28 protein-coding genes and 1 pseudogene are annotated in these 25,482 nt (G+C 75.4%); 14 read left to right on the forward strand and 15 right to left on the reverse strand.

The genetic code is table 11. The annotated features are described in order from the left end of the window. Positions 1–5 precede the first annotated feature (5 nt). The 3 genes from ypfJ to ACZ6EM_RS34555 form a co-directional block, all read right to left on the reverse strand. The gene (gene ypfJ, locus ACZ6EM_RS34545; RefSeq protein WP_465774133.1) at positions 6–911 is read right to left on the reverse strand and encodes a KPN_02809 family neutral zinc metallopeptidase; all 906 of its coding nucleotides are present in this window, start codon (positions 909–911) and stop codon (positions 6–8) included. A 199-nt stretch (positions 912–1,110) separates the two neighbouring features. Further along, complete coding sequence (locus tag ACZ6EM_RS34550; RefSeq protein ID WP_465774152.1) at positions 1,111–1,938, reverse strand: helix-turn-helix transcriptional regulator; 828 nt, start codon at positions 1,936–1,938, stop codon at positions 1,111–1,113. Between the two features lie 70 nt (positions 1,939–2,008). After that, complete coding sequence (locus ACZ6EM_RS34555) at positions 2,009–2,653, reverse strand: class I SAM-dependent methyltransferase (RefSeq protein WP_401053939.1); 645 nt, start codon at positions 2,651–2,653, stop codon at positions 2,009–2,011. A gap of 235 nt (positions 2,654–2,888) precedes the next feature. Between ACZ6EM_RS34555 and ACZ6EM_RS34560 the strand changes: the two genes are divergently transcribed. Next, a complete protein-coding gene (locus tag ACZ6EM_RS34560) occupies positions 2,889–3,749 on the forward strand; it encodes an NAD-dependent epimerase/dehydratase family protein (RefSeq protein ID WP_465774134.1) in 861 nt (286 codons plus the stop codon). An 84-nt stretch (positions 3,750–3,833) separates the two neighbouring features. Here ACZ6EM_RS34560 and fusA read toward each other — a convergent pair whose 3' ends face one another. The 3 genes from fusA to ACZ6EM_RS34575 form a co-directional block, all read right to left on the reverse strand. After that, positions 3,834–5,945, reverse strand: coding sequence for an elongation factor G (gene fusA, locus ACZ6EM_RS34565; protein ID WP_465774135.1), 2,112 nt, complete (start codon positions 5,943–5,945; stop codon positions 3,834–3,836). A gap of 384 nt (positions 5,946–6,329) precedes the next feature. Next, entirely contained in the window at positions 6,330–6,848 is a 519-nt protein-coding gene (locus tag ACZ6EM_RS34570) for a hemerythrin domain-containing protein (protein ID WP_401051150.1), read from the reverse strand. Between the two features lie 77 nt (positions 6,849–6,925). After that, a complete protein-coding gene (locus ACZ6EM_RS34575) occupies positions 6,926–7,894 on the reverse strand; it encodes a DMT family transporter (RefSeq protein WP_465774136.1) in 969 nt (322 codons plus the stop codon). A gap of 48 nt (positions 7,895–7,942) precedes the next feature. Between ACZ6EM_RS34575 and ACZ6EM_RS34580 the strand changes: the two genes are divergently transcribed. The 3 genes from ACZ6EM_RS34580 (at position 7,943) to ACZ6EM_RS34590 (ending at position 9,941) form a co-directional block, all read left to right on the forward strand. Next, the gene (locus tag ACZ6EM_RS34580) at positions 7,943–8,611 is read left to right on the forward strand and encodes a MarR family winged helix-turn-helix transcriptional regulator (protein ID WP_465774137.1); all 669 of its coding nucleotides are present in this window, start codon (positions 7,943–7,945) and stop codon (positions 8,609–8,611) included. An 11-nt stretch (positions 8,612–8,622) separates the two neighbouring features. Next, positions 8,623–9,156, forward strand: a complete 534-nt coding sequence (locus ACZ6EM_RS34585; RefSeq protein WP_452178586.1) for a DUF6328 family protein — start codon at positions 8,623–8,625, stop codon at positions 9,154–9,156. A 182-nt stretch (positions 9,157–9,338) separates the two neighbouring features. Next, positions 9,339–9,941 (forward strand): AAA family ATPase, encoded by a 603-nt coding sequence (locus ACZ6EM_RS34590; protein WP_401055031.1) that lies wholly within the window; start codon positions 9,339–9,341, stop codon positions 9,939–9,941. A 32-nt stretch (positions 9,942–9,973) separates the two neighbouring features. Here ACZ6EM_RS34590 and ACZ6EM_RS34595 read toward each other — a convergent pair whose 3' ends face one another. Beyond that, positions 9,974–10,363, reverse strand: a complete 390-nt coding sequence (locus ACZ6EM_RS34595) for a hypothetical protein (RefSeq protein WP_401055030.1) — start codon at positions 10,361–10,363, stop codon at positions 9,974–9,976. A 193-nt stretch (positions 10,364–10,556) separates the two neighbouring features. Next, positions 10,557–10,967, reverse strand: a complete 411-nt coding sequence (locus tag ACZ6EM_RS34600) for a winged helix-turn-helix transcriptional regulator (protein ID WP_465774138.1) — start codon at positions 10,965–10,967, stop codon at positions 10,557–10,559. 136 nt (positions 10,968–11,103) lie between these two features. On the opposite strand from ACZ6EM_RS34600, the gene ACZ6EM_RS34605 reads away from it, so the two are divergent. From ACZ6EM_RS34605 to ACZ6EM_RS34615, 3 genes are all read left to right on the forward strand, one after another. Next, positions 11,104–12,042, forward strand: a complete 939-nt coding sequence (locus tag ACZ6EM_RS34605; RefSeq protein WP_465774153.1) for an NADP-dependent oxidoreductase — start codon at positions 11,104–11,106, stop codon at positions 12,040–12,042. 520 nt (positions 12,043–12,562) lie between these two features. Continuing rightward, the gene (locus ACZ6EM_RS34610) at positions 12,563–12,787 is read left to right on the forward strand and encodes a hypothetical protein (RefSeq protein ID WP_401052597.1); all 225 of its coding nucleotides are present in this window, start codon (positions 12,563–12,565) and stop codon (positions 12,785–12,787) included. Continuing rightward, positions 12,784–13,470, forward strand: a complete 687-nt coding sequence (locus ACZ6EM_RS34615) for a hypothetical protein (RefSeq protein WP_465774139.1) — start codon at positions 12,784–12,786, stop codon at positions 13,468–13,470. The genes ACZ6EM_RS34610 and ACZ6EM_RS34615 overlap by 4 nt, the downstream gene beginning before the upstream one ends. 55 nt (positions 13,471–13,525) lie before the next feature. Here the strand turns inward: ACZ6EM_RS34615 and ACZ6EM_RS34620 are convergent, their stop codons facing one another. Beyond that, complete coding sequence (locus ACZ6EM_RS34620; protein ID WP_359906480.1) at positions 13,526–14,263, reverse strand: helix-turn-helix domain-containing protein; 738 nt, start codon at positions 14,261–14,263, stop codon at positions 13,526–13,528. Positions 14,264–14,596: 333 nt separating this feature from the next. On the opposite strand from ACZ6EM_RS34620, the gene ACZ6EM_RS34625 reads away from it, so the two are divergent. Together ACZ6EM_RS34625 and ACZ6EM_RS34630 are read left to right on the forward strand one after the other, a co-directional pair. Next, a complete protein-coding gene (locus tag ACZ6EM_RS34625) occupies positions 14,597–15,262 on the forward strand; it encodes a DUF4097 family beta strand repeat-containing protein (protein ID WP_465774140.1) in 666 nt (221 codons plus the stop codon). A 46-nt stretch (positions 15,263–15,308) separates the two neighbouring features. Next, positions 15,309–16,136 carry an alpha/beta fold hydrolase gene (locus tag ACZ6EM_RS34630; RefSeq protein WP_401052605.1) on the forward strand — a complete coding sequence of 276 codons (828 nt, stop codon included), beginning with the start codon at positions 15,309–15,311 and terminating at the stop codon, positions 16,134–16,136. An 83-nt stretch (positions 16,137–16,219) separates the two neighbouring features. Here the strand turns inward: ACZ6EM_RS34630 and ACZ6EM_RS34635 are convergent, their stop codons facing one another. Beyond that, positions 16,220–16,708, reverse strand: coding sequence for a hypothetical protein (locus tag ACZ6EM_RS34635; protein WP_465774141.1), 489 nt, complete (start codon positions 16,706–16,708; stop codon positions 16,220–16,222). Further along, positions 16,645–17,886: an acyltransferase family protein gene (locus tag ACZ6EM_RS34640; RefSeq protein WP_465774142.1), complete on the reverse strand. Its 1,242-nt coding sequence runs from the start codon at positions 17,884–17,886 to the stop codon at positions 16,645–16,647. The genes ACZ6EM_RS34635 and ACZ6EM_RS34640 overlap by 64 nt, the downstream gene beginning before the upstream one ends. A gap of 141 nt (positions 17,887–18,027) precedes the next feature. Between ACZ6EM_RS34640 and ACZ6EM_RS34645 the strand changes: the two genes are divergently transcribed. Then, positions 18,028–18,678, forward strand: coding sequence for a GNAT family N-acetyltransferase (locus ACZ6EM_RS34645; RefSeq protein WP_465774143.1), 651 nt, complete (start codon positions 18,028–18,030; stop codon positions 18,676–18,678). 112 nt (positions 18,679–18,790) lie between these two features. Here ACZ6EM_RS34645 and ACZ6EM_RS34650 read toward each other — a convergent pair whose 3' ends face one another. Both ACZ6EM_RS34650 and ACZ6EM_RS34655 read right to left on the reverse strand, forming a co-directional pair. Beyond that, the gene (locus tag ACZ6EM_RS34650) at positions 18,791–19,510 is read right to left on the reverse strand and encodes an HAD family hydrolase (protein ID WP_452178577.1); all 720 of its coding nucleotides are present in this window, start codon (positions 19,508–19,510) and stop codon (positions 18,791–18,793) included. Positions 19,511–19,561: 51 nt separating this feature from the next. After that, positions 19,562–20,179 carry a TetR/AcrR family transcriptional regulator gene (locus ACZ6EM_RS34655; RefSeq protein ID WP_401054315.1) on the reverse strand — a complete coding sequence of 206 codons (618 nt, stop codon included), beginning with the start codon at positions 20,177–20,179 and terminating at the stop codon, positions 19,562–19,564. A gap of 193 nt (positions 20,180–20,372) precedes the next feature. Between ACZ6EM_RS34655 and ACZ6EM_RS34660 the strand changes: the two genes are divergently transcribed. From ACZ6EM_RS34660 to ACZ6EM_RS34670, 3 genes and pseudogenes are all read left to right on the forward strand, one after another. Beyond that, a complete protein-coding gene (locus ACZ6EM_RS34660) occupies positions 20,373–21,080 on the forward strand; it encodes an SDR family oxidoreductase (RefSeq protein ID WP_465774144.1) in 708 nt (235 codons plus the stop codon). Positions 21,081–21,210: 130 nt separating this feature from the next. After that, positions 21,211–21,633: a tautomerase family protein gene (locus ACZ6EM_RS34665; RefSeq protein WP_359906373.1), complete on the forward strand. Its 423-nt coding sequence runs from the start codon at positions 21,211–21,213 to the stop codon at positions 21,631–21,633. A gap of 213 nt (positions 21,634–21,846) precedes the next feature. Beyond that, a pseudogene (locus ACZ6EM_RS34670) lies at positions 21,847–22,237 on the forward strand (hypothetical protein); the annotation flags it as partial. Positions 22,238–22,276: 39 nt separating this feature from the next. Here ACZ6EM_RS34670 and ACZ6EM_RS34675 read toward each other — a convergent pair. Together ACZ6EM_RS34675 and ACZ6EM_RS34680 are read right to left on the reverse strand one after the other, a co-directional pair. Beyond that, complete coding sequence (locus ACZ6EM_RS34675) at positions 22,277–23,563, reverse strand: alpha/beta hydrolase family protein (RefSeq protein ID WP_465774145.1); 1,287 nt, start codon at positions 23,561–23,563, stop codon at positions 22,277–22,279. 215 nt (positions 23,564–23,778) lie between these two features. After that, positions 23,779–24,111: an ArsR/SmtB family transcription factor gene (locus ACZ6EM_RS34680; protein ID WP_401055368.1), complete on the reverse strand. Its 333-nt coding sequence runs from the start codon at positions 24,109–24,111 to the stop codon at positions 23,779–23,781. Positions 24,112–24,258: 147 nt separating this feature from the next. On the opposite strand from ACZ6EM_RS34680, the gene ACZ6EM_RS34685 reads away from it, so the two are divergent. Then, positions 24,259–25,440: an MFS transporter gene (locus ACZ6EM_RS34685; protein WP_465774146.1), complete on the forward strand. Its 1,182-nt coding sequence runs from the start codon at positions 24,259–24,261 to the stop codon at positions 25,438–25,440. Positions 25,441–25,482 lie beyond the last annotated feature (42 nt).

Consider the following 25,482-nt stretch of genomic DNA (forward strand, 5'->3'; position numbering starts at 1 on the left):
CGCCGCTACAGCTTCGCGGCCGAGAAGGTGTCGCACTGGGCGGGGTCGCCGCTGCGGTAGCCGGTGGTGAACCAGGCCTTGCGCTGCTCGGCGGAACCGTGCGTCCAGGCCTCCGGGTTGATCCGCCCGGTGGCCTGCTGCTGGATCCGGTCGTCGCCGACCGCCGCCGCCGCGTCCAGGCCCTGGGCGATGTCCTGGTCGGTGAGCGAGGCGATCAGCGGACGGCCGGTGGAGGGCTGCGGGGTGGTCGTCGCGTGGTGCGCCCACACCCCGGCGTAGCAGTCGGCCTGCAGCTCCAGGCGCACCGAGCCGCTGGTGGCACCCTGGCGGTCGTTGCCGACCTTCTGCATGGCGCCGGTGAGGTTCTGGATGTGGTGGCCGTACTCGTGGGCGACGACGTAGGACTCGGCGAACGGGCCGCCCTTGGCGCCGAAGCGGGCGGACAGCTCGTTGAAGAAGCCCAGGTCGACGTAGGCCTTCTTGTCGCCGGGGCAGTAGAACGGGCCCACCGCCGAGGTCGCCGCCCCGCAGGCGGTGGAGACCTGGCCGGTGAACAGCACCGTCTCGGCGTTCTTGTACGGGACCTTGGCGGCGCGCGGCAGCTCGGTGCGCCAGAACTCCTGGAGGCTGTTGGTGACCGCCACGATCCGGCAGTCCTGGCGCTTGTTGGCGTCCGCCCCGGTCTTGCAGGCCTGCTGCGCCTCGCCGGCGGTGCGCACGCCGGAGGAGTTGGAGGAGGAGCCGGAGCCGGAGGACAGGCCCAGCAGCTGCGGGTCGGCCCCGAGGACGACGGCGAACAGCACCGCGATCAGGCCCACGGCCCCGCCCCCGATGGCGATCTTCCCGCCCGGGATGCCGCGCCGGTCGTCCACCTGCGAGGTGTCGAGGTCGCCCTGGTCGTCGAACTGCATGTGCCCCTGCCTGCCCGTTTCTGTCGTGTTCCGCCCTACTGGTGACGGTCTGTACCGTCGACGGCCCGGCCCAGCCTACGGGCCCCGCCCCGGATCGCGCCGCAGCGGGTCCCGGCGGCCCCACCCCGGCGGCCCCGCCCCGGCGGCCCCGCCCCGGCGGCCCGGGCGCGGTCAGGCGGGCGCGGTCAGGCGGGCGCGGTCAGGCGGGCGCCGGAGCGCCGACGACGCGCAGCAGCTCCAGACGGGAGGCCGACTCGCCGCCCGGCGCGGCGGTGTGCACCAGCAGCAGCTGGTCCTCGCCGCCGGCGGCCAGCACCTCGCACTCCAGCTCCAGCGGCCCCACCACCGGGTGCAGCACCCGCTTGCGGCCGCTGCGCCTCCGGGCGACCTCGTGGCGCTCCCAGCAGGAGGTGAACTCCTCACCACTGGCGAGGAGTTGCTCCAGCAGTTCGGCGGCGCGCCGGTCCCCGGGGCGGGCGGCGCGCAGGGAGGCGACGTGGGCGCGGGCGAGGTCCTCGTGGTCCTCGGGCGGGAACAGCGCCCGGACGCCCGGTTCGGTGAACCAGCGCAGCAGCAGATTGCGCCGCTCGGGCGCCAGGACGGTGACGTCGCCGAAGACGGCGGTGGCCATCGGGTTCTGCGCGAGGACGTCGCCGAGGTCGGAGACGACCTGGGCGGGCGTGTCGTGCAGCCGGTCCAGGATCAGCAGCAGCCCCGGCCGCACGTGCCCGAGCGGCCCGTGCCGGCGCGGCGGCTCGTGCCCGGCGAGGCGGAACAGGTGGTCGCGCTCGTCCTCGCTCAGCCGCAGCGCCCGCGCCAGCGCCGCGAGCAGCTGCGGCGAGGGCTGCGGGCCGCGCCGCTGTTCCAGGCGCGCGTAGTAGTCCACCGACAGCCCCGCCACCTGCGCCACCTCCTCCCGGCGCAGCCCCGGTGTGCGCCGCCGGACCCCGGGCGGCAGCCCCAGGTCGGCGGGGGCGAGCCGGGCCCGGGTGCGGGTGAGGAAGTCGGCCAGTGCCGCGCGGTCGATCATGCCCCCAGCATGGCCCGCCGGAGCCCGCCGCCACCAGGGACCGGCGGTCCCCCGCTCACGGACGCCGTCACCCGTCGGCGTGCGGTGGGTGTCCGCGGCGCCGGGCCCGGAACAGGACGTGGCCGCTGTCGCCCTCGGGCACGAACTCCTCGTGGACCACGTCGAAGCCGGCGCTCACGAGCCACCCGCGGTTGGTGGCGGCGTCGGCGTGGCTCCACCACATCGCGGCCCCGCCGCCGAGCCAGTTCTCGTCGGTCCCGGTCCAGGCCCGGTGCCCGGTGGTGCTCAGGAACCAGCCTCCCGGCCGCAACCAGTGGGCGATCCGCTCCAGCAGGGCCGGCTGTTCCTCCACCGGCACATGGATCAGGGCGTACAGGCAGACGACGGCGTCGAAGCGGCCCCGGGGAAGCTCCACGGTCGTGGCATCGGCGCGGATGAAGTCGGCGCCCGGCACGAGCTGCCGGGCCCTGCGGATCTGGACCTCGCTGATGTCGACCCCCGTCACCCGGTGACCCGCCGCGACCAGGGACCGGGCCACGGGAACCCCGGTGCCGCACCCGAGGTCCAGGACGGTTGCGGCCCCGGGGAGCCGGCCGAGCAACTCCTCGATCCACGGTCCGTACTTCGTCCCGCTGCCGAATGCCCGCTCGTAGTGCTCCGACAGCACGTCGTACCCGCGCCGGACCACTTCCTTCGGATTCTCGTCGTCCACGCGCGCACGCTACGGCGCGCCCGCCGGGAGCGCGACCGCTTTTCCCCCGGCCCCGGCCGGCCCTGCGCCCGGGGCCGGTGGCGCGCGGGCCGGGGGCGCCCGGGGCCGTGCGAGCGCCAGGGCCCCCAGCCAGGGATCGGCGGTCCCTGGATCGGGAGGTCTCTGCCGCACCGCTCGGGGCGCGGGCAGGGTGGTGGGTGTCGAAGGTGATCAACTCTCCTGGAGGAGGCGGACGATGGCGACGATCCTGGTGACGGGCGCGACGGGTTCGGTGGGCAGCAGGCTGGTGCCGCGGCTGGTGCGGTGGGCGGAGGCGGACGGGTCCTCGGTGCGGGTGCTGGTGCGGGACGCCGCGAAGGCGCGGGCCCTGGACGGGGTGGAGGCGGTGGTCGGCGACCTGTGCGAGGAGGCGGACCGGGCGCGGGCGCTGGAGGGCGCCGAGGTGGTGCTGAACGTGGCGGCGGCGCTGCGCGGGGTGCCGGACGAGGCGGCGTGGGCGGTCAACCGGGACGCGGCCGTCGCCCTGGGGCGGGAGGCGGCGAAGGCCGGGGTGCGGCGGTTCGTCCACACCAGTACGAACCTGGTGTACGGGCGGGGGTTGGGGCGCCCCGCCGTGGAGGGCGACCGGCTCGCACCGGATCCGGCATGGGGGGTGTACGCGGCCTCAAAGGCGCAGGCCGAGGCGGGGCTGCGCGCGCTGGGGGCCGAACTGCCGCTGGTGGTGGCCCGGTTGGCGTTCGTGTACGGGCAGGGCGATCCGCACCTGGCGCAGTCGCTGCACTGGGCGGCGAACTGGCCCGCGCACCAGCGCCTGGCGGTGGTGCACCACGCGGACGTGGCGCGGGCGCTGTGGCGCGCGGTGGTGACGCCCGGCATCGAGGGGCGCACGTACAACGTCGGCGACGACGCGCCGCTGACAGCCTGGGACCTGTACGCGCTCAACGGTCGGACGCACCCCGGCAGTTCACCGGACGAGCCGTTCGACCCGTTCGACCCGTGGGAGGGACAGGTGTCCACGGCGGCGGCGCGCCGGGAGCTGGGCTGGCGTCCGCTGTACCCGTCGGCGTGGGCGGCGGCCGACGCCGGGGCGCTGTAGCGGACGCCGCCCGGCCCTCCCGGTACGGGGAGGGCCGGCCGACGCCGCACAGCCGGCCGGCGCCGCTCAGCCGGTCCGTGCCGCTCAGCCGGCCGGCGTGGGCGCGGGGGCGTAGCCGGCCGGGCGGGTGGTGAAGGTGCCGCGGCCCTGGGTGCGGCCGCGCAGGCGGCCCGCGTAGCCGAACAGTTCGGCCAGCGGCACCAGCGCGCCGACCCGGGCGGTGGCGCCGTGGCCGGGTTCGGTGGAGCGGACGTGGCCGCGGCGGGCGGCGAGGTCGCCCAGGACGGTCCCGAGGGCGTCCTCGGGCACGGTGACGCTCACTTCGGCGAGCGGTTCCAGCAGGTGCATCCGCGAGGCGCGCAGGGCCTCGCGCAGGCCGAGGCGGGCGGCGGTGCGGAAGGCGAGCTCGGAGGAGTCCTTGGGGTGGGTGGCCCCGTCGGTGAGGGTGACGGCGACGCCGGTGACCGGGTGCCCGCCGAGCGGGCCCTCGGCCAGGGCGTCTCGGCAGCCGGCCTCGACGGCCTGCACGTACTCGCGCGGCACCCGGCCGCCGGTGACGGTGGAGGTGAACGCGAACTCCCCCTCGGTGCCCGCCGGCAGGGGGTGGACGTCGAGGACGAGGTGGGCGAACTGCCCGGCGCCGCCGTCCTGTTTGGCGTGCCGGTAGGTGAAGCCGGTGACGCCCTCGGTGAGGGCCTCGCGCAGCGCGACGCGCGGGCGCCCGACGACCGCTTCGACGCCGGCCTCGCGCCGGACCTTCTCCACCGCGACCTCCAGGTGCAGTTCGCCCAGGCCGGACAGGGTGCGCTGGCCGGTCTCCGGGTCGGTGGCCACGCGCAGCGAGGGGTCCTCCTCGGCCAGGCGGGCGAGGGCGGCGGCGAGTCTGTCGGTGTCGGCGGCGCGGCGGGCCTCGACGGCGACGGTGACGACCGGTTCGGCGCTCACGGGGGCCTCCAGGACGATGGGGTGGTCGGCGTCGCACAGGGTGGCGCCGACGCGGGTGTGCTTGGGGCCGACGACGGCGACGATGTCGCCGGCGCGGGCGCTGTCGGTCTCGGTGTGGCGGTCGGCCAGGACGGTGAGGATGCGGGCGACGCGCTCGCGGCGGCCGGTGGCGGTGTCGAGCACGGTGGCTCCCTTGTGGAGGGTTCCGGCGTACAGGCGCAGGTGGGTCAGGCGCCCGGTCGGGGCGGAGGTGACCTTGAACGCCAGGGCGGTCAGGGGCTGTTCGGGGTCGGGGTCGCGCTGCTGGGCGCGGTCGGCGGAGCGGGTGGGCGGGACGTCGAGCGGGGAGGGCAGGTAGGCGACGGCGGCGTCCAGGAGCGGTTCGATGCCGCGGTTGCGGTAGGCGGAGCCGCACAGCACCACGACCACCTCGCCGGTGCGGGTGAGGTCGCGCAGGGCCGCGGTGAGGGTGTCGGCGCCCAGGGTGGCGCGGGCACAGAACTCCTCCAGGGCTTCGGGGTGCAGTTCGGCCACCGCCTCCTCCAGGGCGCGGCGGCGCTCGGCCGCCACGGCTTCGAGGCCGGCCGGGACCGGGCCTTCGTGCAGGGTGCCGTCGTCGTCCCAGGTGAGGGCGCGCAGGCCGACCAGGTCGACGACGCCGGTGAACGACTCCTCGGCGCCGATGGGCACGTGGACGGCCAGCGGGCGCGGATGCAGGCGTTCGCGGATGGCGGCGACGGCGGCGTCCAGGTCGGCGCCGGCGCGGTCGAGCTTGTTGACGAAGGCGATGCGCGGCACGCCGTGGCGTTCGGCCTGGCGCCACACCGACTCGCTCTGCGGCTCGACGCCGGCGACCGCGTCGAACACCGCCACCGCGCCGTCGAGCACCCGCAGGGAGCGCTCGACCTCGTCGGCGAAGTCGACGTGGCCGGGGGTGTCGATGAGGTTGATCCGGTGCCCGGCCCAGGCGCAGCTGACGGCGGCGGCGAAGATAGTGATGCCGCGGTCGCGCTCCTGGGGGTCGAAGTCGGTGACGGTGGTGCCGTCGTGGACCTCGCCGCGCTTGTGGGTGGTGCCGGTGAGGTAGAGGATCCGCTCGGTGACGGTGGTCTTGCCGGCGTCGACGTGGGCGAGGATGCCGAGGTTGCGGACGGCGGCGATACCGGCGGTCGCGGCGGCGGTGGTGCCGGTGGTGCTGCGGGTGGTGGTGCTGCGGGTGGTGGTGCTGCGGGTGGTGGTGTGGGTGCGCATGGCCCGGGTGCCTTTCGAGGCGGTTCCGCTCGTGGGGTGGGCGCGCGATTCCAGCAGTGCCGACGGATCGTCGGATTCATGACCACGGAATGGGACGACGGCCGGACAGGCCGGTGTCAGACGGTGGCAGCACTGCTCCGGTGCCGGCCGCGCAGCGGGCACCGGGAGGCCAGGGACACCAGGATCACCTCGTACCGCGACGCGGGAGAGGGGGCGGCGGCGCTCTGCTTCGGCATGGCCGCCCGCCCCCTCTCTCGTCCCGTTCGTCGTCGCGGTCGCCGCGGTTGTCACGTGGTCGCGGCGGGCCGCGCGTCGGGGCGCGGCCGCGTGGCGAGTGTAGGGAAGGCGGGCCGGCCGGTGCGACGGGTTTTACGGTGCCGGGTCCTACGGCGCCCGGAAGCGCAGCACCGGCTCCGACCAGCCGTCGTCGCGCACCCCGGCGTCCAGGGCGGCGCCGATGGCCCGTTCCTCGTAGCCGAAGTGGGAGTCCATGATGGCGGCGAGTCCGTCGAGTTCGCGTCCGATCGCCTCCAGGTCGGCGCCGGTGGCGCCCTGGACGACGGCGTCGGACTGCCCGGCGGCCCGGTCGGCGAGGTGGCGCACCCGGGCGAGGATGTGGGTGATGAAGCCGTGGTCCTCGACGAGTTTGCCGATGGTCGGTGCCAGGTCGGGGCGCTCGCGCAGGAGTTGGGCGAACAGGCCGGTGTCCTCGCCCTGGTGGTGGTTGGTCAGGGCGGTGCAGAAGGCCAGGCAGTGGGTGAGGAGTTCGCTGCCGTCGCCGTCCGGGCGGCGGGGCCGGCCGAGATTGGTGCGCAGGTCGGCGAGGCGGCGGCGCAAGTCCTGGTGCGCGCGGGAGAGTTGCAGGCTGAGGGCGGCCGTACGGCCGGTGGAGGGGGAGGCCACGGGTGGCGGTCCCTTCGGTTCCGCACCTCCATGCCTGACGCAGTCCGTCACCGGCACGCGATGCTCGCGCCATCGGATCACGCGCCCCGACCGGAAGGCAAGCGGGCGGCGGGGCCGGGCTCGGGGTCGGGGTCGGGGTCGGGGTCGGGGTCGGCGGGAGGCTCGGCGGGAGGCTCGGCGGCCGGTGCGGGCTCGGCGGCGCCGGCGCGCGGGCGTCCGAGCAGGATGCCGGCGACCACCAGCGCCAGTCCCGCGCCCTGGCGCACCCCGAAGGGGTCGCCGTCCAGCGCGGTGCCCAGCAGCACGCCGGTGAGCGGGTTGAGCAGTCCGAGCAGGCCCACCGTGCCGGCCGGCAGGTGGCGCAGCCCGGCGAACCAGCAGGTGAAGGCGAGCGCGGTGGCGACCACGGTCGTGTAGCCGAAGGCGAGCAGGGTGGGCCCGTCCGCCGGCGGGGGCGGGCCCTCGGCGGCGGCGGCGAGCGGCAGCAGCACCAGGCCGCCGGCGGTCAGCTGCCAGGCGGTGGCGGTGAGCGGGTCGGCGCCCTCGCGCCAGCGGGCGGCCAGCACGTAGCCGACGGAGGAGACGAGCATCGCGGCCGCGGAGGCCGCCAGCCCGGCCCAGCCGATCCCCTCCCCCGTTCCGGCCAGTGCGAGGGCGACCCCGGCCAGGCCCACCGCCGACCCCGCCAGGTGCGCGCGGCGCGGCCGCTGCCCGGCCAGCGCCCAGGCGGTGAGCAGCAGGGCCAGCGGGGAGGCGGCCATGAGGGTGGCGGCGGCGCTGGTGGGCAGCAGTTGGGAGGCGAGGTAGAGCAGGACGAAGAAGGCGGCGGTGTTGAGCAGGCCGAGCAGGGCGCTGCGCCACCACCAGGCGCCGTGCGGGCGGCGGCGGGCGAGGGCGAGCAGCAGCAGTCCGGCGGGCAGGGCGCGCAGGGCGGCGCCCCACAGGGGGCGGTCGGCGGGCAGGTGGGCGTGGGTGACCCAGTAGTTGGCGCCCCAGGCGACGGGGGCGAGGGCGGTGAGCAGCACCCAGCGTTTGGTGGCTTCCATGGAAGGCAATATAGCTTCCTGGGAAGCTACTGGCGTAGGGTGGTGTCCATGGAGCCCGACCAGCACGAGGACCGGCACGAAGAGCGGCACGAGGACCGGCACGAGGACCGGCACGAGGAGCGGCACGAGGAGCGGTCCCCGGACCACGTCGCCCAGATCCAGGCCGCGTGGCAGCGCGAGCGCCCCGACCTCGACGTCTCCCCGCTGGCCGTCATCGGGCGCCTGCACCGCCTCGCCGCCCGCCTGACCGCCGAGCTGACCCTCGTCTACCAGCGCTACGGCCTGGGCGAGGGCGAGTTCGACGTGCTCGCCGCGCTGCGCCGCGCCGGCGCCCCGTACGAGCGGGCCCCGGGCGAGCTGGCCGCGCACACGATGGTGACCACCGGCGCGATGACCAAGCGGATCGACCGGCTGGAGCGCGCCGGGCTGGTCACCCGCCGCCCCGCCGTGGACGACCGGCGCGGGCGCGTGGTCGCCCTCACCGACGCCGGCCGGCGCCTGTTCGACGAGGCGTTCACCGCCCACCTGCGCAACGAGCACCGCCTGCTGGCGCACCTGAGCACCGAGGAGGCCGCCGCCCTGCAGGGCCTGCTCACCGCCTGGCAGCACCGCCTGGACGGCACCGGAGGCCCGGGTGGAAGCCGCACCGGCGGAAGCCGCGCCGGGGGCACCGGGGACGCGGGCCGTACGGAGCGGGGCGTTGACGACGGGCCGTGAGAAGCTGACCCATGGCCAGCGCCCCTCCCCCACCGGATGCCCCGACGCCCGACCACCGGCCCTCCCCCGCTCCCCCGCCCGGCTGGGAGAACCCCGAGGTGCGGGCCGACCGGCGCCTGGTGGAGATGCTCCAGGAACTGCGGGTGCTCCAGACCGGGGTGCAGATCGTCTTCGCCTTCCTGCTCGGCGTCGCCTTCACCCCGCGCTTCACCCAGCTCACCGACGCCCAGCAGGACATCTACGTCATCACCCTGCTGCTGTCGGTCATCGCCGCGGCCGTCCTGGCCACTCCCGTCGCCCTGCACCGCGGCCTGTACCACCACCCCGGCAAGCAGCGGATCGTCACCGTCTCCGTCCGCATCGCCCAGGTGGGCCTGCTGCTGCTCGCCTCGGCGCTGACCGGCGCCGTGCTGCTGGTCCTCGACGTCGTCCTCGGCACCGCGCCGGCGGTGCCGATCACCTGCACCATCGCGCTGGTCTTCGCTGTGCTGTGGTTCGTCCTGCCCTGGGCGGTGCGCCGCTCCGCCGCCCGCGACCAGGCCTGACCCGACCGCTGCCGCCGCCTTCGCCGCTGCCGCCGCCCGCAGCGGGGTTGCACGGGCGGCGGACCACGGACCGGGCCGGGGCCGGCTGCCGGGCGCCGGGGGCCGGGCCGGGAGGCGCCCGCCGGGCCGCCTCCCCCACCCCACGGAGCCCACCCGCACCCCGGACCGCTTACCGTGCCGGTATGCATACCGACGAAAGCCCGTGGGACGTCCTGCTGATCGGCGGCGCGTCCGGCATCGGCAAGAGCCGCGCCGCCGCCCGCCTGTCCGCCCGGCACGGCGCGTTCGTGGTCGAGTTCGACGACGTCGTTGCCGCCCTCCAGGCCGCCACGACCCCCGCCGGCCACCCCGGCCTGCACCACTTCGCCACCGTGCCCGACCCCGACGCACTGCCCGCCGACCGCGTCCTGGAGCTCCAGATCGCCACCGCCCGCGCCCTGGACGACGCGCTGCTGGGCGTCGTGCGCAACCGGCTCACCGTGGACGTGCCCGCGATCGTGGAGGGCGACTACCTCACCCCGGCCGCCGCCGCCCGCGCCGCCGCCGAGGCCGCCGGGCAGGGCCGGCGCGTGCGCGCGGTCTTCCTGCACGAGGACGACCCGCGGCGCATCGGCGCCAACTACGCCGACCGCGAGCCCGGTTCGGGCCCGCAGCCCGAGCGCGCCGCCGTCAGCGCCCGCTACAGCACCTGGCTCGCCGACCAGGCCCGCGCCCACGCGCTGCCCGTGGTCGACTGCCGCCCGTACGCCACCCTGCCCGAGCGCCTGGCCGCCGCCCTGGCGTGACAGCGGCCGGGGCGGGCGTCCGGCGGGCCCGGTCAGCCCTCCTCGATGTCCGAGATCAGCCTGGTACTCAGGTCGCTCTGCACCGCCAGCCGGGTGTGCCCGGCGTCGGGGCCGGTGCCCCAGGTCAGGGTGACGGTGGTGAACAGGTGCCCGGCGCCCGAGTCGTGGTGGCGCACCTCCCAGCGGGTGGGCACGTCCTGGGCGCGCAGCACGCCGTCGGCGTGGTTGGCCTCCTCCCAGGCCGCCAGCCGCTGACGGAAGTCCTCGGTGAGGTAGTGGGAGCGCAGTTGGTCGCCCAGGTCGTCGGTGCCGTCGGAGACGGCGTCGACGTAGGCGCCGTAGAAGTCGGCCACCCGGTCCACCGCGGAGTCCGGGCTGCCGCTGCGGACCGCGGAGCCCGCGGCGGTGTCGGTGTCGGTCATGACATCCCCATCCGTCAGGGCCGGGGGCGGCGCGCTCCCGCCCCGGCCGGTCGGTCGGTCGGTCGGTCCGACCTGTACGGCCCAACGAGCCGGCCCACCGGAGGTTGCGCCCCGGTCCGCCTCCCCCACCGGCCGGTTGGCCCACCCGGCCCACCCGGCCCGTCGGCCCGCCCGGCCGGGGGCGGCGTTCGGGTCATCCCGGCGCCCGGCGCCCGTCGTCGTACGCGGCGCGCGCCGCGAGCACCTGCGGCATGTGGGACTCGGCCCAGGCCTTGATCTGCCGCATGAGCGGCAGCAGGTCGCGCCCGAGCGCGGTGAGCGCGTAGTCGACGCGGACCGGCACCCCGGCGGTGACGGTGCGCACGACCAGGCCGTCGCGTTCCAGGGCGCGCAGGGTCTGGGTGAGCATCTTCTCGCTCACCCCGGCCAGGCGCCGGCGCAGGCCGCTGTAGCGCAGCGGTCCGTCGGCGAGGGCGTTGACGACGAGGCTGGCCCACTTGTCGCCGATCCGGTCGAGGAGTTGGCGGGCCGGGCACTCGGCGAGGTAGGCGTCGTAGTCGGCGGCCTCGGCGGCGCGGCGCTGGGCGGCGGTCGTGGTGGGCACCGGCCCACTCTCCTTTCCGTACGGTACGCACCTTCGGGTGCGTCCTTCCCCATGGAGAGTAACTCTCCTTAGGTTGAGTGGAGTTGCCGATGCGTGAGCCGATGGCGCGAGCCGAGGCGTGAGGGGTGTGGGTGCGATGCGTGCCGTGGTGGTGCGGGAGTTCGGTGGTCCCGAGGTGCTGGAGCTGGTGGAGGTGGCGCTGCCGCAGCCGGGCCGCGGGCAGGTGCGGGTGCGGGTGGCGGCGGCCGGGGTCAACCCGGTGGACGCGGTCACCCGTTCCGGGGTGCTCGCCGGGGCCGGGCTGATGGCGCCCCGGGCGGTGACCGGCATCGGCTGGGACGTGGCCGGGACGGTGGACGCCGTCGGCCCCGGCGTGACGCGATTCGCCCTCGGGCAGCCGGTGGTGGGCCTGCGCGACCGCCTGGACACCGACCTCGGCACCTACGCCGACCAGGTCGTCCTGGACGCGGACACCCTGGCGCCCGCCCCGGCGGGCGCCACCCTCGCGCAGGCCGCGACGCTGCCGCTGAACGGCCTGACCGCGCTGCAGGCCCTGGACCTGCTCGACCTTCCGGCCGGCTCCACCGTCCTGGTCACCGGCGCCGCGGGCGCGGTCGGCGGCTTCGCCGTCGAACTGGCCGTCCTGCGCGGCCTGCGGGTGGTCGCACTGGCCGGGGAGGGTGACGAGCGGCTGGTGCGCGGGCTGGGCGCCGAGTGGTTCGTGCCGCGCACGGCGCCCGATGCGGCCGCCGCCGTACGGGAGTCGGTGCCCGGCGGGGTCGACGGCGCGATCGACGCCGCCCTGCTGGGCGTGCGGGCGCTGGGCGCGGTGCGCGGTCGCGGCGCCTTCGTCGCGGTCGCGGCCGGCAGCGCCCCGGCGGCCCTGCGCGGCATCCGGGTCGCCAACGTGTGGATCACCGCCGACGGCCCCGCCCTCGCCCGCCTCTGCGCCCTCGCCGCCGACGGCCGCCTCACCCTGCGGGTCACCGACACCCTCCCCCTGACCCGCGCCGCCCACGCCCACCGCCGCCTGGAGGCGGGAGCCCTGCGCGGCCGACTGGTCCTCACCCCCTGACCCGCTGCCCCCTGAGCCGCTGCCCCCGGGGAACGGAAAGAAGGCCTGCTCCCTTGACGGGGCAGGCCTTCTTCGATGTGATCCGCGTCACGGCGGGACTGCGGCAACAGCGCTCCGCCCGGGGAGACCGTCCGGGTTGAGGGGAAGGGCTCTCGGGTTGCACTGTGGCAGCCGGCGGGGCTCCGACCAAGCGGGCCGGACGACTTCGGACACTCCCGGACGGCTTCGGACGCCCGATCGCCCTGAGCAGGCGCGATCCCGCGACTGCGCCCGCAGGTACGCGGACGGCTTCGGACGGCCCCGGACGCACGGGCTCCGGTGCCGGCGCGGCGGTGTCCGAAGCCGTCCCGAGAAGCCGTCAGATCCCCTCGCCAGGTCTCCTTTTGACGCCGGTCGCGCCCACCGGCAGGAACTTGCGCGGGCCTTCACGGCCCGCGCATGATCTGACCCGGCCGCCCGCCGGGCGGCCCAGGGGACGGCAATCCCCACGTCCGGGTTGAGGGTTCAGAGAGGGATCACAGTGCTGTTCGAGTTCCGATGCGCGGTGCGGCGCACGCCGCCGCCCGCGCAGTACGCCGAGAGCCACGACCTCCGGCGCGCCGCGCTGTCCGCGGCGTTCCTCGCGGTCGCCCTGGCCGGCGTCATCGCCCTGATCGTCCTCGGGTACGCCGTCGAGGCGCTGGTCACCGTCGTCGTCACCGCGGCGGTGGAGGCCTCCGGCACGGCAGCCCGGGGGCGGCGATGAGCACGCCGGCTCACGCGGAGAACCCTTCCGCCCGCGCCCGGTTCGTCGCCGAGCTGCGGCAACAGCGCCTGCTGGCAGGCCTGCCGTCCCTGAGCTCGATCGTCAGAGGGCGCGATCTGTCGGTCACCACCGCGAGCAGCATGCTCGCGGGGAAGATGCTTCCCTCGGAGCGGTCGCTGAAAGCACTGTTGGACGGGATGGGCGTGAGCAGTCGCGACCGGCAGCACATACTGCTCCTCCACCGTGATGCGGCCGAGGAAGCCCGTGCCGCCGCTCGGCGCACCGCTGCCGAGCGCCCCGCCGCCCAGCACGTCCCCGACGAGCTTCCCGCCCCCGACTGGCGCGTGCCGGTCCCGGCCGCGGGGGAACCCGACCCGGTGATGTTCTCCACCGTGGAGGAGTTCGTCGCGGGCCTGGGGGACGTGAGGATCTGGGCCGGCGAGCCGTCGCTGCGCCGGCTGGAGGAGCGCAGCGAGAGGCTGCACCGGCAGCGGCACACGGCGTACGGCAAGGTCCTGCGGCGCAGCACGATCTCCGACATGCTCAACGCCTCGGTGCTTCCGCAGATGGAGAAGGTGCGGCACTACCTGCAGATCTGCGGGGTGCGGGACATCGACGCGTGGGTGTACACGTGGCGGCGGATCCGGACGATCGAGAAGGCCGCCCTGCGCCGGGCGGCCTGACCCCTCACGGCCCCGGAGCGGGAAGTCGGCGGGTCCGGCTTCCCGCTCCGGCTTCCTACTCCGGTTCCTTGCCCGCGGTGGAGGCCGGCTTGGTGTGGAGGACTTCGCGGGCCTGGTCGGCGGCGCGCACGATGCTCTCGCTGATGAAGTCGAGGAAGCGGGCGATGTTCTCCAGGCGGACGGCGGCGGGGGTGCCGGGGCCGAGGACGGTGACGCCCTGGCGGGCGGCTTCGATGACCCGGTCGTTGGCACGGGCGCTGGCGATGACGGCCTGGTAGTAGAGCTCGTCGTCGACGATGTAGCGGTCGCGGCGGCGTTCGTCGCGTTCGCGGCGTACCAGGCTCTGGCTCTCCAGGAAGGCGATCGCCTTGGAGACGGACGCCGGGCTGACCTGCAGGCGCTGGGCGAGTTCGGCGGCGGTGAGGCTGCCCGCGTCGGTGGTGGACAGGCAGGTGATCACCCGGGCGCCCATCCGGTTGAGGCCCGAGCCCATCAGGACGGTGGTGAGCTGTTCCTCGTAGGCGGCCACGGCCTCGCTGTCGCGCCCGTGGGGCTGCGGGCCGGACTGCTGTGCGCCGGGGGTGGCGGGCCGGCGCCGCTGGGCGCGGTGTTCGGTGGCGCGGTGGGCGAGGTCGGCGCGGTAGGCGAGGGGGCCGCCGTTGCGCATCACCTCGCGGGTGACGGTGGAGGTGGGGCGTTCCAGGCGCCGGGCGATCTCGGCGTAGGGGAGGCTGTCGGCCAGCCCCAGCGCGATCTGTCGGCGTTCCTGCTGGGTGAGCCTGCCTCCGGGCATCGCGTTCTCCTCGGTGGTCGTCGCCGCACGGTTCGCGGCACGGTTCGCCGCACGGTTCGCGGCGTGCTTACCGGTGGGGTCACCGGTCGCCCCCACCATAGCGTTCACCTTCCACCCATTGCAATGGTCACAATGGTCGCCGTTGCATTCATCGACACATCCGTTGCAACAGTTTCCCTTCATTCACCTGCTGCAACGCTGTTTTGACGCAACGAACTAGTTGCCGAGATCTTGAAAGCAACGTAGCGTTTCCAACGTCGGAAACACCGACGGGGCAGGCCCGGAACCGGGCCCGAGCCCGCACCCACCCCCGCATCCACCCAGGAGCGCACCATGCAGAAGTTCGACACCTCCGCCCCGATCACCGTCGTCCTGGACATCCCCGGCGGGCGCGTCCGGTTCATCGCCGCCGAGCGCGGCGACACCACCGTCGAGGTCCGGCCCGCCGAGGCCGGCAAGAACCGCGACGTCCAGGCCGCCGAGCGCACCGACGTCGCCTTCGCCGACGGCGTCCTGCGGATCACCACCGCCGCGACCGGCCACCAGCTCCTGGGCCCCACCGGCTCCCTGGAGGTCACCGTCCAGCTGCCGGCCGGCTCCGCCGTCCGGGGCAGGGCCGCCGCCGCCGAACTGCGCGTCGTCGGCCGCCTCGGCGACGTCGCCTTCGACGGCGCGTACCGCACCACCAAGGTCGACGAGGCCGCGAGCCTGGACCTGACCGCCGTCGACGGCGACATCGAGGTCGGCCGGCTCACCGGGCCCGCCCGGATCGCCACCACCCGCGGCGACATCCGGATCACCGAGGCCCGGCGCGGCACCGTCGAGCTGACCACCCAGGCCGGGAGCATCACCGTCGGCGCCGCCGCCGGCGCCTCGGCCGCCCTGGACGCCGGCACCGGCCACGGCCGCATCGCCAACGCCCTGCGCAACGACGGCACCACCGTGCTCGACATCCGCGCCACCACCTCCCACGGCGACATCACCGCCCGCAGCCTCTGACCCCGGCCCCGCCCGGGCCGACACCATCCAGTTCCAGGGGGACACCATGACCGGCAACGCGACACCCACCACCCGTCCGAGCGCGTGGACCGGCATGCTGCCGGTCGACGACACCGCCCTCGCCGTCACCGACACCGGCGGCCCGGGCCTGCCCGTGCTCTACCTCAACGGCCAGTTCGCCACCCAGGGCTACTGGCGCCGCGTCATCACCGAACTCGGCCCGCGGTTCCGGCACATCACCTACGACGAGCGGGCCCGCGGCCGCCGGTCGAAGCGCTCCGCGGACTACTCCTTCGAGGCCGCCGTCCGGGACATCGACGCCGTCCTCACCGCCCGCGGCGTCGAGCGGGCCCTGCTGGTGGGCTGGTCCTACGGGGCGTTCCTCGGCGCGCACCAGGCCTCGCGCAACCCGCGGCGCACCATCGGCGCCGTCCTGGTCGACGGCGCGCAGCCCTACGACTGGCTCACCGAGGAGATGGAGCAGCGCATCCGCAGGCAGTTCCGGCAGTGGGCGCCGCTCATGGCGCTGATGCGCCCCACCGGCCTGACCCCGCGGATGACCCACCGGCAGATGTCCGACTGCAACATCGAGCTCGGCAGGATCGGCAGCGCCGGCGCACTGGGCCCGGTGCTGGACGCCGTCACCGTCCCGACCCGGTACGTGGTCGCCTCGGGGGTGTCCCTGGGCAGCAAGGGCGAGGAGCAGGAGATCATCCGCGCGGCCCTGCCCGCGGTGACCGAGCGCAACCCGCACATCGAGATCAGCGCGAAGGTCCCCAGCAACCACGGCGCGATCCTGAAGAAGGACTTCCGCGCCATCGCCGACGCCGTCCGCGAGGTCGCCGCCCTCGACCGCCCCGCCCCCGGCCACTGACGGCCCCCGCACCCGCACCGGCACCGGCCGCCACCTGCCGCCACCTGGCGGCCCGCCGGAACGGCGGCCCTGCGCGCCGCGGCTCAGCGCGGAAGCGAGGACTCCTCACCGACGGCGGCCAGCAGCTCGAACGGGAACTCCGGATCGGCCTGGCCGATGGCCAGCGCGAACCAACGGCCGCCGGACGGCAGCCACCACACGCGCATGGTGCCGGCGACGTTGCCCAGGAAGCCCAGCGGCTCCGGAGCCGCCGATTCGGGATCCGGGTCGTCGAACCCGAGATACGGCCACAGTTCGACCGTCGCCGGATCTCCCCAACGGTCGGCCAGAACGGCCGTCAGTGCGTGGAGATCGGCTTCCAGCTCCTGTTCGGCCGCCTCGACGATCTCTTCGCCGCGGTCGTCCCAGAAGTCCCGGCTCTCCCCGAGCACTGCCACATGGTGTCCGGGCCCACCCCATCGACGGTCCTTCCCCGGCCGGACCTCCCGCTCGGGAAACGGGAGGATGCTCAGGTCGTCGATGATCGAGAGCTGGGCGGCGGTGAATCCCCTCGATCGGTGCCGGCTCGACATGGGCGGAGCCTGTCCAGGTCTCCCCCCGCCGCGCCACGGCGGCGGGCGAGGCGCCGTACCGCCGGGCGTTCGACCAGGGTGTGGACGAGGGCTCCGGCGGCCAGGGTCGCGGCGAACGCGGCGAGCGTCAGCAGGACCGCGATCGGGGTCGGGTAGGTGCGGTCGCCGAGGACGAGGGGGCGGCCGTGGAAGAGGACGACGCCCTGGCAGAGGTAGAAGCCGAAGGAGACGCCGCCCAGCCACTGGGCCAGGCGGCGCGGCCCGGGTCGCGGGCCGCCGCGGTACAGGTCGTGGTGGGCGGCGGCGCAGATGACCAGGGCGATCGGCAGGGCCATCGGCAGGACGAAGTCGTAGGGCGAGGGGACGGTGAGGGTGAGCGCGTAGGCGGGCGCGACGAGGAGGGCGGCGGGGGCGAGGGGGACGCGCGGGGCGAGACCGGCGGCGACGGCCCGGGCCAGCAGCATGCCCAGGACGAACTCCGGCAGCCGGGCCGGCGGGAAGAGGTAGCCGAACCACAACTGGTCGAGCGACACCGGCAGTTGGGGGATACGGGGGTGGGCCGGCAGCAGGGCGGCGTCGGCCCCCGCGACGGCCGCGGCCACCAGCAGGACGGCGGCCAGGGCCGGGCGCAGGGCGCGTTCGGGCAGATACCGTACGGCGCGGCGCAGGAGCGGGAACAGCAGGTAGAACAGGACCTCGCAGCACAGCGACCAACTGGGCATGTTCATACCCGAGTTGATGTTCGGGTCGGGCGAGTAGGCGTGCACGAGCAGGAGGTTGGGCAGCCAGACCCGCACCGGGCAGGCCCAGGCGAACAGGAGGGCGGCGGCGGCCCACATCGCCAGGTGGCTGGGGTAGATCCGGGCCAGGCGCCGGCGCCAGAACGCGGCGGGGCGCTCACCCTCCCGCGCGGACCAGGTCAGGACGAAGCCGCTGAGGACGAAGAAGAACGAGACCCCGGCGTAGCCGGCCTTGGAGGTGGCGTGGGCGAGGGCGGCGGCGAGGCGGGGGTCGGCGAAGAAGCCGAGCGGGGCCCGGGGGCGCAGTGGGTCGGTGACGAGGAAGGCGTGGAAGAGGAAGACGGCGAGGGCGGCGGCGAAGCGCAGGGCGGTGAGGGTGGGCAGGCGGTGCGGGGGTGGCGGTTCTCCGACGAGCAGAGCATCACTTCGTGCACTCATAACATGACCTTAGGTGACTGTGCGTCAAGCTGGGTCACTGTCGGTATCGCCCGGAAGGCGTAAAGCGGGGCGGAGCGCGGGGGTGGCGAGCCGGGTGGAAATGGCGGTGCGGGTCGTGCGCCCGCTGGGCACACTGGTTCGATGATCACCGACCACTGGCCCCTGCGGGGGCTGCGCGTGACCTCGCCCCGCCTGGAGCTGCGCCTGCCCACCGAGGACGAACTCGCCGAGGTGGCGGACGTCGCCGCGCGCGGCGTCCACCTGCCCCAGGACCGTCCGTTCCTGACGCCGTGGGGCGAGCTGCCGCCGGCCGAACGCGCCCGGCACGTGGTGCAGTCGCACTGGGCACGGCTGGGCCGCTGGAGCGCGCAGCACTGGGCGCTGGACCTGGTCGCCTTCCACGAGGGGCGCCCGGTGGGGATCCAGGACATGCGCGCCGAGGAGTTCGGCGTGCGGCGCGAGATCGTCTCCGGTTCCTGGCTCGGCCTGGAGCACCAGGGCAAGGGCCTGGGCACCGAGATGCGGGCCGCGATGCTCCACCTGGCCTTCGCGGAGCTGGGCGCGCGCTCGGCGACCTCGCTCTCCTTCGCCGACAACCACTCCTCCCTGGCCGTCTCGCGCAGGCTCGGCTACCGCGGCGACGGCATCGACCGGGACGTCCTGGACGGGCGGGTGGTGGTCTCCGAGCGCCTGCGCCTGAGCCCCGAGGCCTGGGCCGAACACGCCCGCACCCCGGTCACCGTCACCGGCCTGAGCGCCGACTGCCGCACCATGTTCGGCCTCACCGACTGACCCCGGCCCCCGCGCGCCCTCCCCACCCCACCAGCGGACGGCCCGCGGCCAACACGCCCCAGGGAGTGGGAAGTCGGCCCGGCCGACTTCCCGTGCGCGGGGGCGGCCCGGGTCAGGTGTGGAGGGCGGCGGGCAGCGCGGTGAGGGTGTGCAGGACGTGGATGCCGTCGTCGACCGGGGCGGTGCGGGTGGCGGTGCGGTCGAGCCAGAAGGGGTGCAGGCCGGCGTTGCGGGCGCCGAGGGCGTCGAGGTCGTAGTTGTCGCCGACGTAGGCGACTTCGTGCGGGGGCAGGCCGAGGCGGGCGCAGCCGGTCCGGAAGATGGCGGGGTCGGGTTTGGCCTCGCCGGGCCGGTCGGAGCCGACGAGGGCGGTGTCGTCGAAGTGGTGCAGCAGGCCGGTGGCGTGGAGTTTGGGGCGCTGCTGGTCGATCGGGGCGTTGGAGACGATCCCGAGGCGGTGGGTGGGGGCGAGGGCGGCGAGGGTGGGGGCGGCGTCGGGGAAGGCGGTCCAGGCGGCGTTGCGGTGGGCGGTGTAGCCGGCGAACCAGGCGGCGGCGGTCTCGTCGGGCATGGTGGTGGTGTCCTCGCCGAGGCGGGCGAGGAACTGGCGGGCGCGTTCGCGCTGTTGCCCGGCGAAGGTCAGTTCGCCGGCCAGGAAGCGGGCGTACTGCTCCCGCATGACCTCGCGCCACAGCGTCACGGCGCTCTGCGGGTCGGGGGCGCGGTGCAGCAGGTCGAGGTGGTGCAGGTGGGCGAGGATGCCTGCCTGTTCCGAGCCCGAGTAGTCGAACAGGGTGTCGTCGACGTCGAAGATCACGCCTCTGATCGGCACGGTCCGTCCTTCCGCTGGTTCCGTCCGGGTCGGCCCGGTCACGTACGGACCCTATGCGGTCCGCGGCGCCCCGTCCCCGCCGGCCAGGCGGCGGCGGGCGGCGGTCAGGAACTCCTCGGACAGTGCGGTGTCGTCGCTGGCGCGGGCGAGCAGCAGCGCTCCGACCATGGTGGACAGGTCGGCGAGGGTCTCCTGCCGTCCGGCGCCTTCGGGCAGTGCGGCCAGGGCGTCGACGAGTTCGTGCAGTCCGGCGGTGTAGGCGGTGCGCAGGGGGGAGCCGGGTTCGGTGCGGGCGGCGTCGGCGGCCAGTGCGGCGGCGGCGCAGCCGTGGCCGGGGTGGTCGCGGTGGGGTTCGGACAGGTAGCGGTCGAGGAACTCGGCGCGGGGGGTGCGGTCGTCGCCGGGCCGGTCGGCGGGCTGGTCGCCGGGCCGGTCGGCGAGTCGTTCCATGGCTTCGCGGCGTTCGGTGAAGGCGGCGGCGAGGGCCTGGGCGAGGAGGTCGTCCTTGGAGGCGAAGTGCCGGTAGAAGCCGCCGTGGGTGAGTCCGGCGGCGGCCATCGCCTCGGGGACGCTGACCTGGTCGGGGCCCTTCTCCCGGATCAGGCGGGCGGTGTGGTCGATGACGCGGCGGCGGCTGCGTTCGGCCTCGGCGCGTGAGACGCGGGGCATGCCGCGGCTCCCTTCCTCGTGTCGGACGGCGGTGGTGTTCCCGGGCGGTGCTCCCGGGCGGTGCTCCCGGGTGGTGTTCCCGGGTGGTGTTCCCGGGGTCCACTTTCCCATCCCGTTTAGATGATGATAATAATCTAAACGCTGCGGCGCCGCCAGTCACGGCCGGTGCCGCCCCAAGAGCGAGGAGATGCGCATGACCGTGATCGAAGGCTCCACCGTCCTGGTGACCGGGGGCCTGCGCGGCCTGGGCCGGGCGTTCGTCTCGGAGCTGCTGGCGCGCGGCGCGGGGAAGGTCTACGCCACCGCCCGCACCCCCGCCCCCGGCGCCGGCGGCGACCCGCGGGTGGAGGTCCTCGCCCTGGACGTCACCGACGGCGCCTCGGTGGCCGCCGCGGCCGCCACCGCCGACGACGTCGACATCGTCTTCAACAACGCCGGCGTCCTGCACCCGGGGCCGCTGCTGACCGGTGACCTGGAGGAGGTCCGGGCCACCTTCGAGACCAACGTCCTCGGCCCGCTGCGCGTCGCCCGGGCGTTCGCGCCGGTGCTGGCCGCGCGCGGCGGCGGCGCGCTGGTGGACGTCCACTCGCTGCTGTCCTGGGGCGCGGGCGCCGGGGCCTACGGGGCGTCCAAGGCGGCGCTGTGGTCGCTGACCAACTCCCTGCGCCTGGAGCTCGCCGCCCAGCACACCCAGGTCCTCGGCGTGCACCTGGGCTTCGCGGACACCGACATGGTCGCGGCCCTCCCGGTCGAGAAGGTCCCGCCGGCCGAGGTCGCCCGGATCGTGCTGGACGCCCTGGCGCGCGGCGAGAGCGAGGTCCTCGTCGACGACGCCACCCGGGCCGTCAAGGCCGCCCTGTCCGGGCCGGTGGAGGGCCTCACCGTGCGCATCGGCCGCTGACCCCCGCGCCGGGACCGGCGCACCAGGGCCGACACGCCAGGGCCGACACGCACCGACGCACACCGACACCAGCACGCACCGACGCCGACGCCGACACCGACACCGACACCGACACCGAGGAGCACACCCCATGCCGCTGTGGCACGTCTACCACCCTCCCGGCACCTACACCCCCGAGCAGAAGCGTCAACTGGCCGGCGACGTCACGGGGTTCTACACCCGTATCGGGCTGCCGAGGTTCTACGTCATGACCCTCTTCCACGAGATCGCCGCCGACTCCTTCCACGTCGGCGGCGAACCGGCCGACAGCGCGGTGCGCATTGTGGTCGAGCACATCGCCCGCCACAACGCGGACCCGCAGGCGCGCCGGCACACCCGTGAGAGCCTCGCCGCCCTCCTCGCACCCCACACCGCCGAGCGCGGCCTGTACTGCGAGTTCCACATCGACGAGACGCCCCAGGACCTGTGGATGACGGACGGCATCGCCCCGCCCCCGCCCCGCAGCGAGGCCGAACGCGCGTGGGCCCGCGAGAACCGGCCCCTGCCCTACTGACCCCACTGCACCTCACCGCCACCGGAGGCGGTACGGCGGAGCGGGAGGCCCACCGGCACGGGCCTCCCGCTCCGCCGCTTCGTCGTGCGCACACCACCTGCCGGCACCGGCACCGGTATCCGACGGGCCCTCCGCCGTGCCGGAGGCGGGCGCCAAGGTCCCTCCCGAGATCGCACGACAGCACGAGGGTTCTCCGCCGAGGAGCGGGCCGCGATGAAGGACCACGCGCAGGAACTGAAGACGGCCGCGCGCCGGGCCTCGCAGACGGAGAAGGCGGCCGAGGCGCCGCGGGACGTGCTCGCGAAGATCACGGAGATGCCGCAGGGCGACCGGGTACCGGCCGAACGGGTGCACGAGGTGGTCACCGCCGCCGCTCCCGCACTCGCGCCCAGGCTCTGGTACGGGATGCCCGCCTACGCGCTGGAGGGCAGGGTGGCGTGCTTCTTCCAGAGCGCGGAGAAGTTCAAGTCCCGCTACGCCACGCCGGGTTTCAGCGACCAGGCGCAGCTGGACGAGGGGCCGATGTGGCCGGTCGTACTTCGCGCTGACGGAGGTGACGGCCGAGGTGGAGGAGCGGATCGCCGAGCTGGTGAAGCGCGCGGTCGGCCGAGGCGTCGGAGCGGCAGAACAGCAGAACAGGGGATCAGGCGTCGAAGCGGATCTCGGGCCAGCGGGGCGAGGGGGCGTCGAGCAGGGGGGCGGGGACGGCGCGCAGGTGGAGGCCGAAGTAGGCGGTGAGGTAGGCGCGTTGGGCGGCGACGGCGCGCTGGGGGTCGCCGGTGCCGAGGAAGTGTTCCAGCTGGTCGGCGGGCCAGGAGAAGACGCTCTGGCCCTGGGGGACGAGGAGTTGGAGGTCGCAGTAGGACAGGTGTCCTGAGCGGGTGAGGGTCAGGCGGCGGCGCCAGCCGGTCAGGTGCGGCCACAGGGTGTCCCACATGGCGTCGCGGGCGGGGCTGTCCCAGGTGGAGGCCATCAGCAGCAGGGGGCGGTCCTGGTCGGCGGTGGCGCTGGTGCCGAACAGGGGGCCGTCCAGGACGGCGCCGGCGCGGATGCGCGGGTCGTCGTGCAGGGCCTGGGCGGTGGTGGCGCCGCCCATGGAGTGGCCGAACATGCCGACGGCGTCGAGGTCGAGGGCGGTGTGGAGGCCGGCGGGCAGCGGGCCGCTTTCGAGGCGGTCGAGCAGGCAGCGGGCGTCGGCGGCGCGGTAGGCGACGATCTCGGCGTCGGTCATCGCCTGGACGCGGGCCTTGTCGCGCACTTCGAGGCGGTGGCCGGGGAATTCGACCTCGCCGGCGTCGTAGGTGTGGTCGACGGCGGCGACGACGTGGCCGTGGGAGGCGAGTTCCTCGGCGAGGGCGGTGTTGAAGGCGCTGTCGGCGCCGGAGCCGTGGGAGTTGAGGACCACGGGGTGGCGGCGGCCGCGGTCGGCGGGCACGTTCGGGCGGGCGTGGGTGGTGGGCCAGGTGAGGCGGGCGTCGGGGACGGCGAAGTAGGCGGCCTGCAGGTGGGCGGTCTCGGCAGGGTTCATCCACGGCGCGTAGGGGCCCCGGGCGCCGGGCGCGGCCGGGTACCAGAGGCGGGCGCGCAGTTCGCGCGGGCGCGGCGCGGGGGCCCAGGCGTCGGTGCGGGTGGCGTCGGTCAGGTACAGCAGGGCGGTGCCGACGGGGTGGGGGCCGGTGGGCGCCGGCAGGCACAGGCGGGGCTCCCCCGCGGCACCCCCCGACGCGGTGCCGCCCGGTGCGGCACCGCCCGGCGCGCTGTCGGCGCGCGCGGGCCCGGCACCGGTGACGGCGGCGGTGGCGGCGCCCAGGGCGAGCGCCCCGAGGACGCCGCGGCGGCTGAGCGGACGGTCGAGCGGGCGCTCGGACGGACGGGAGAACGGACGGGAGAACGGACGGTCGGACGGGCGCTCGGGCTGGGATGCGGTCATGGGCGTGGCTCCTGCGGCGGGTCGGGCGGCGGCACGACGGCGGGGTGCGCCGGTGGGCGGTGCGCGCCGGTGGGCGGGGTGCGCGTCCACCGTGCCGACCCGGCCCGCCCGGGCGCGTCCGCCCGCGGCAGGAGCCGCCCGGGGGGCCTTACGTCCGCAGGCCTACGCCTGCGGCGGCAGCCGCGGCGCTCCATCCCCTAGGGGCCAACCCGGGTCTACCGTACGGGAGTTGCCTGGCCCGCCAGGAGCGCGTCGAGCAGGCCGGGGAAGCGGGCGTCGAGGTCGGCGCGGCGCAGGCTGACGAAGCGGTTGCGGCCGGCGACGCGGGTGGTGGTGACACCGGCCTCGCGCAGCACCCGCATGTGGTGGGAGACGGTCGACTTGTGGAGGTGGTCCAGGCCCAGGTCGCGGGGGTCGCAGGAGTGCTCGGCGTCGTCGGCGTAGCTGAGCAGCAGGGTCATGCGCACGGGGTCGCCGAGGGCGTGCAGGACCGTGACGAGGTCGATGTCGGCGGTGGCGGGCTGGGGAAGCCGCTCGTCGTCGCTCATGGCGCACGCTCCTCGGGGGCCGCGGGGAACCGCGGGGGAAACGGATGGTTTGACAATCATCCACCCATCCCCGAGTGTTTGACGAGCATCAAACAGTTGCATGTCCATCCAACAATTGGTTTTCCTTGCGCCCCGGGGGGCCCTGCCGTGCCCGTACGTCTGCTCCTGCTCGCCCTCGGCACCTTCGCCATGGGCACCGACTCGATGGTCTTCGCCGGCATCCTCGGCCCGATCTCCGCCGACCTGGGGGTGTCGGTGCCGGCCGCCGGCCAGCTGGTCACCGTCTTCGCGCTCGGCTACGCGCTGCTGGCCCCGGTGCTGGCCACGCTCACCGCCCGCTGGCCGCGCCGGCGCCTGCTGCTGACCGCGCTTGCGGTGTTCAGCGCGGCCAACGCGCTCAGCGCGCTCGCCCCCACCTACGGGCTGCTGCTCGCCACCCGCGTCCTGGCCGCGGCCGGCGCCGCCCTCTACACGCCCACCGCCAACGCGGTGGCCACCACCCTGGTCGCCCCCGAGCGGCGCGGACGGGCGCTGGCGACCGTGCTCGGCGGGATGACGGTGGCCACCGCGCTCGGCGTGCCGCTGGGCACCTGGGTGGGACGCGCCGACTGGCGGATGACGATGTGGCTGGTCACCGCGCTGGGCCTGGCCGCCCTCGCGGGCCTCGCCCTCCTGCTGCGCGACCTGCCCGCCCCCACCGCCGCCCCCACCCTCAAGGCGCGCCTGGCGCCGCTGGGCCGGCGCCGGGTGCTGGGCGCCGCGGCCACCACGCTGGTGTTCTTCCTCGCCTTCCAGAGCGTCTACATCTTCCTGTCCACCGCGATGGCCGGCGCCACCGGCGGCGACGCCGACCGGCTGAGCCTGATCCTGCTGACCAGCGGCGTGATGTCGGTGGCCGGCAGCTGGCTGGGCGGGCGCCTGGTGGACCGGATCGGAGTGCGGCGGGTGCTGCTGGCCGGCTCGGCGGTGGCCGCGCTCGCGTTCGCCGCGCTGCCGTGGCTGGGGCGCAGCATGCCGGGGGCGCTGGGGTACGCGGTGGTGGTGCCGCTGGCGGGGTGGGCGGTGTCGGTGGCGCTGCCGCACCGGCTGGCGTCGATCGATCCGGTGAACGCGCCGCTGCTGATCTCGTTGAACAGCAGTGCGCTGTACCTGGGGACGGCGGCGGGGGGTGCGGCGGGGTCGGCGGCGATCGCGGTGCTGGGCGGGCGGTGGTTCCCGTTCGCGGCGGCGGTGCTGGCGCTGGTGGCGTGCGCGGTGGCGGCGGCGACCACGCGCGACGAGCGCCGGCCCGCTCCGGGCCCGGAGCGGGCGCAGCCGGCGGGCGTCTGAGCGGGCGGCAGCCGGCGGGCCCGGCAGGCGCGCCCGGGAGGT

The organism is Kitasatospora sp. NPDC041917, from assembly GCF_055589745.1.

What these genes read in the sequence shown, in the direction of transcription:
- ACZ6EM_RS34675 (WP_465774145.1), bottom strand. Translation starts at nt 23,563, where the DNA reads ATGACCGCATCCCAGCCCGAGCGCCCGTCCGACCGTCCGTTCTCCCGT.
- ACZ6EM_RS34580 (WP_465774137.1), top strand. Translation starts at nt 7,943, where the DNA reads ATGGAGCCCGACCAGCACGAGGACCGGCACGAAGAGCGGCACGAGGAC.
- ACZ6EM_RS34575 (WP_465774136.1), bottom strand. Translation starts at nt 7,894, where the DNA reads ATGGAAGCCACCAAACGCTGGGTGCTGCTCACCGCCCTCGCCCCCGTC.
- ypfJ (WP_465774133.1), bottom strand. Translation starts at nt 911, where the DNA reads ATGCAGTTCGACGACCAGGGCGACCTCGACACCTCGCAGGTGGACGAC.
- ACZ6EM_RS34655 (WP_401054315.1), bottom strand. Translation starts at nt 20,179, where the DNA reads ATGCCCCGCGTCTCACGCGCCGAGGCCGAACGCAGCCGCCGCCGCGTC.
- fusA (WP_465774135.1), bottom strand. Translation starts at nt 5,945, where the DNA reads ATGCGCACCCACACCACCACCCGCAGCACCACCACCCGCAGCACCACC.
- ACZ6EM_RS34585 (WP_452178586.1), top strand. Translation starts at nt 8,623, where the DNA reads ATGGCCAGCGCCCCTCCCCCACCGGATGCCCCGACGCCCGACCACCGG.
- ACZ6EM_RS34625 (WP_465774140.1), top strand. Translation starts at nt 14,597, where the DNA reads ATGCAGAAGTTCGACACCTCCGCCCCGATCACCGTCGTCCTGGACATC.
- ACZ6EM_RS34605 (WP_465774153.1), top strand. Translation starts at nt 11,104, where the DNA reads ATGCGTGCCGTGGTGGTGCGGGAGTTCGGTGGTCCCGAGGTGCTGGAG.
- ACZ6EM_RS34680 (WP_401055368.1), bottom strand. Translation starts at nt 24,111, where the DNA reads ATGAGCGACGACGAGCGGCTTCCCCAGCCCGCCACCGCCGACATCGAC.
- ACZ6EM_RS34640 (WP_465774142.1), bottom strand. Translation starts at nt 17,886, where the DNA reads ATGAGTGCACGAAGTGATGCTCTGCTCGTCGGAGAACCGCCACCCCCG.
- ACZ6EM_RS34645 (WP_465774143.1), top strand. Translation starts at nt 18,028, where the DNA reads ATGATCACCGACCACTGGCCCCTGCGGGGGCTGCGCGTGACCTCGCCC.
- ACZ6EM_RS34560 (WP_465774134.1), top strand. Translation starts at nt 2,889, where the DNA reads ATGGCGACGATCCTGGTGACGGGCGCGACGGGTTCGGTGGGCAGCAGG.
- ACZ6EM_RS34660 (WP_465774144.1), top strand. Translation starts at nt 20,373, where the DNA reads ATGACCGTGATCGAAGGCTCCACCGTCCTGGTGACCGGGGGCCTGCGC.
- ACZ6EM_RS34635 (WP_465774141.1), bottom strand. Translation starts at nt 16,708, where the DNA reads ATGTCGAGCCGGCACCGATCGAGGGGATTCACCGCCGCCCAGCTCTCG.
- ACZ6EM_RS34620 (WP_359906480.1), bottom strand. Translation starts at nt 14,263, where the DNA reads ATGCCCGGAGGCAGGCTCACCCAGCAGGAACGCCGACAGATCGCGCTG.
- ACZ6EM_RS34595 (WP_401055030.1), bottom strand. Translation starts at nt 10,363, where the DNA reads ATGACCGACACCGACACCGCCGCGGGCTCCGCGGTCCGCAGCGGCAGC.
- ACZ6EM_RS34665 (WP_359906373.1), top strand. Translation starts at nt 21,211, where the DNA reads ATGCCGCTGTGGCACGTCTACCACCCTCCCGGCACCTACACCCCCGAG.
- ACZ6EM_RS34615 (WP_465774139.1), top strand. Translation starts at nt 12,784, where the DNA reads ATGAGCACGCCGGCTCACGCGGAGAACCCTTCCGCCCGCGCCCGGTTC.
- ACZ6EM_RS34590 (WP_401055031.1), top strand. Translation starts at nt 9,339, where the DNA reads ATGCATACCGACGAAAGCCCGTGGGACGTCCTGCTGATCGGCGGCGCG.
- ACZ6EM_RS34630 (WP_401052605.1), top strand. Translation starts at nt 15,309, where the DNA reads ATGACCGGCAACGCGACACCCACCACCCGTCCGAGCGCGTGGACCGGC.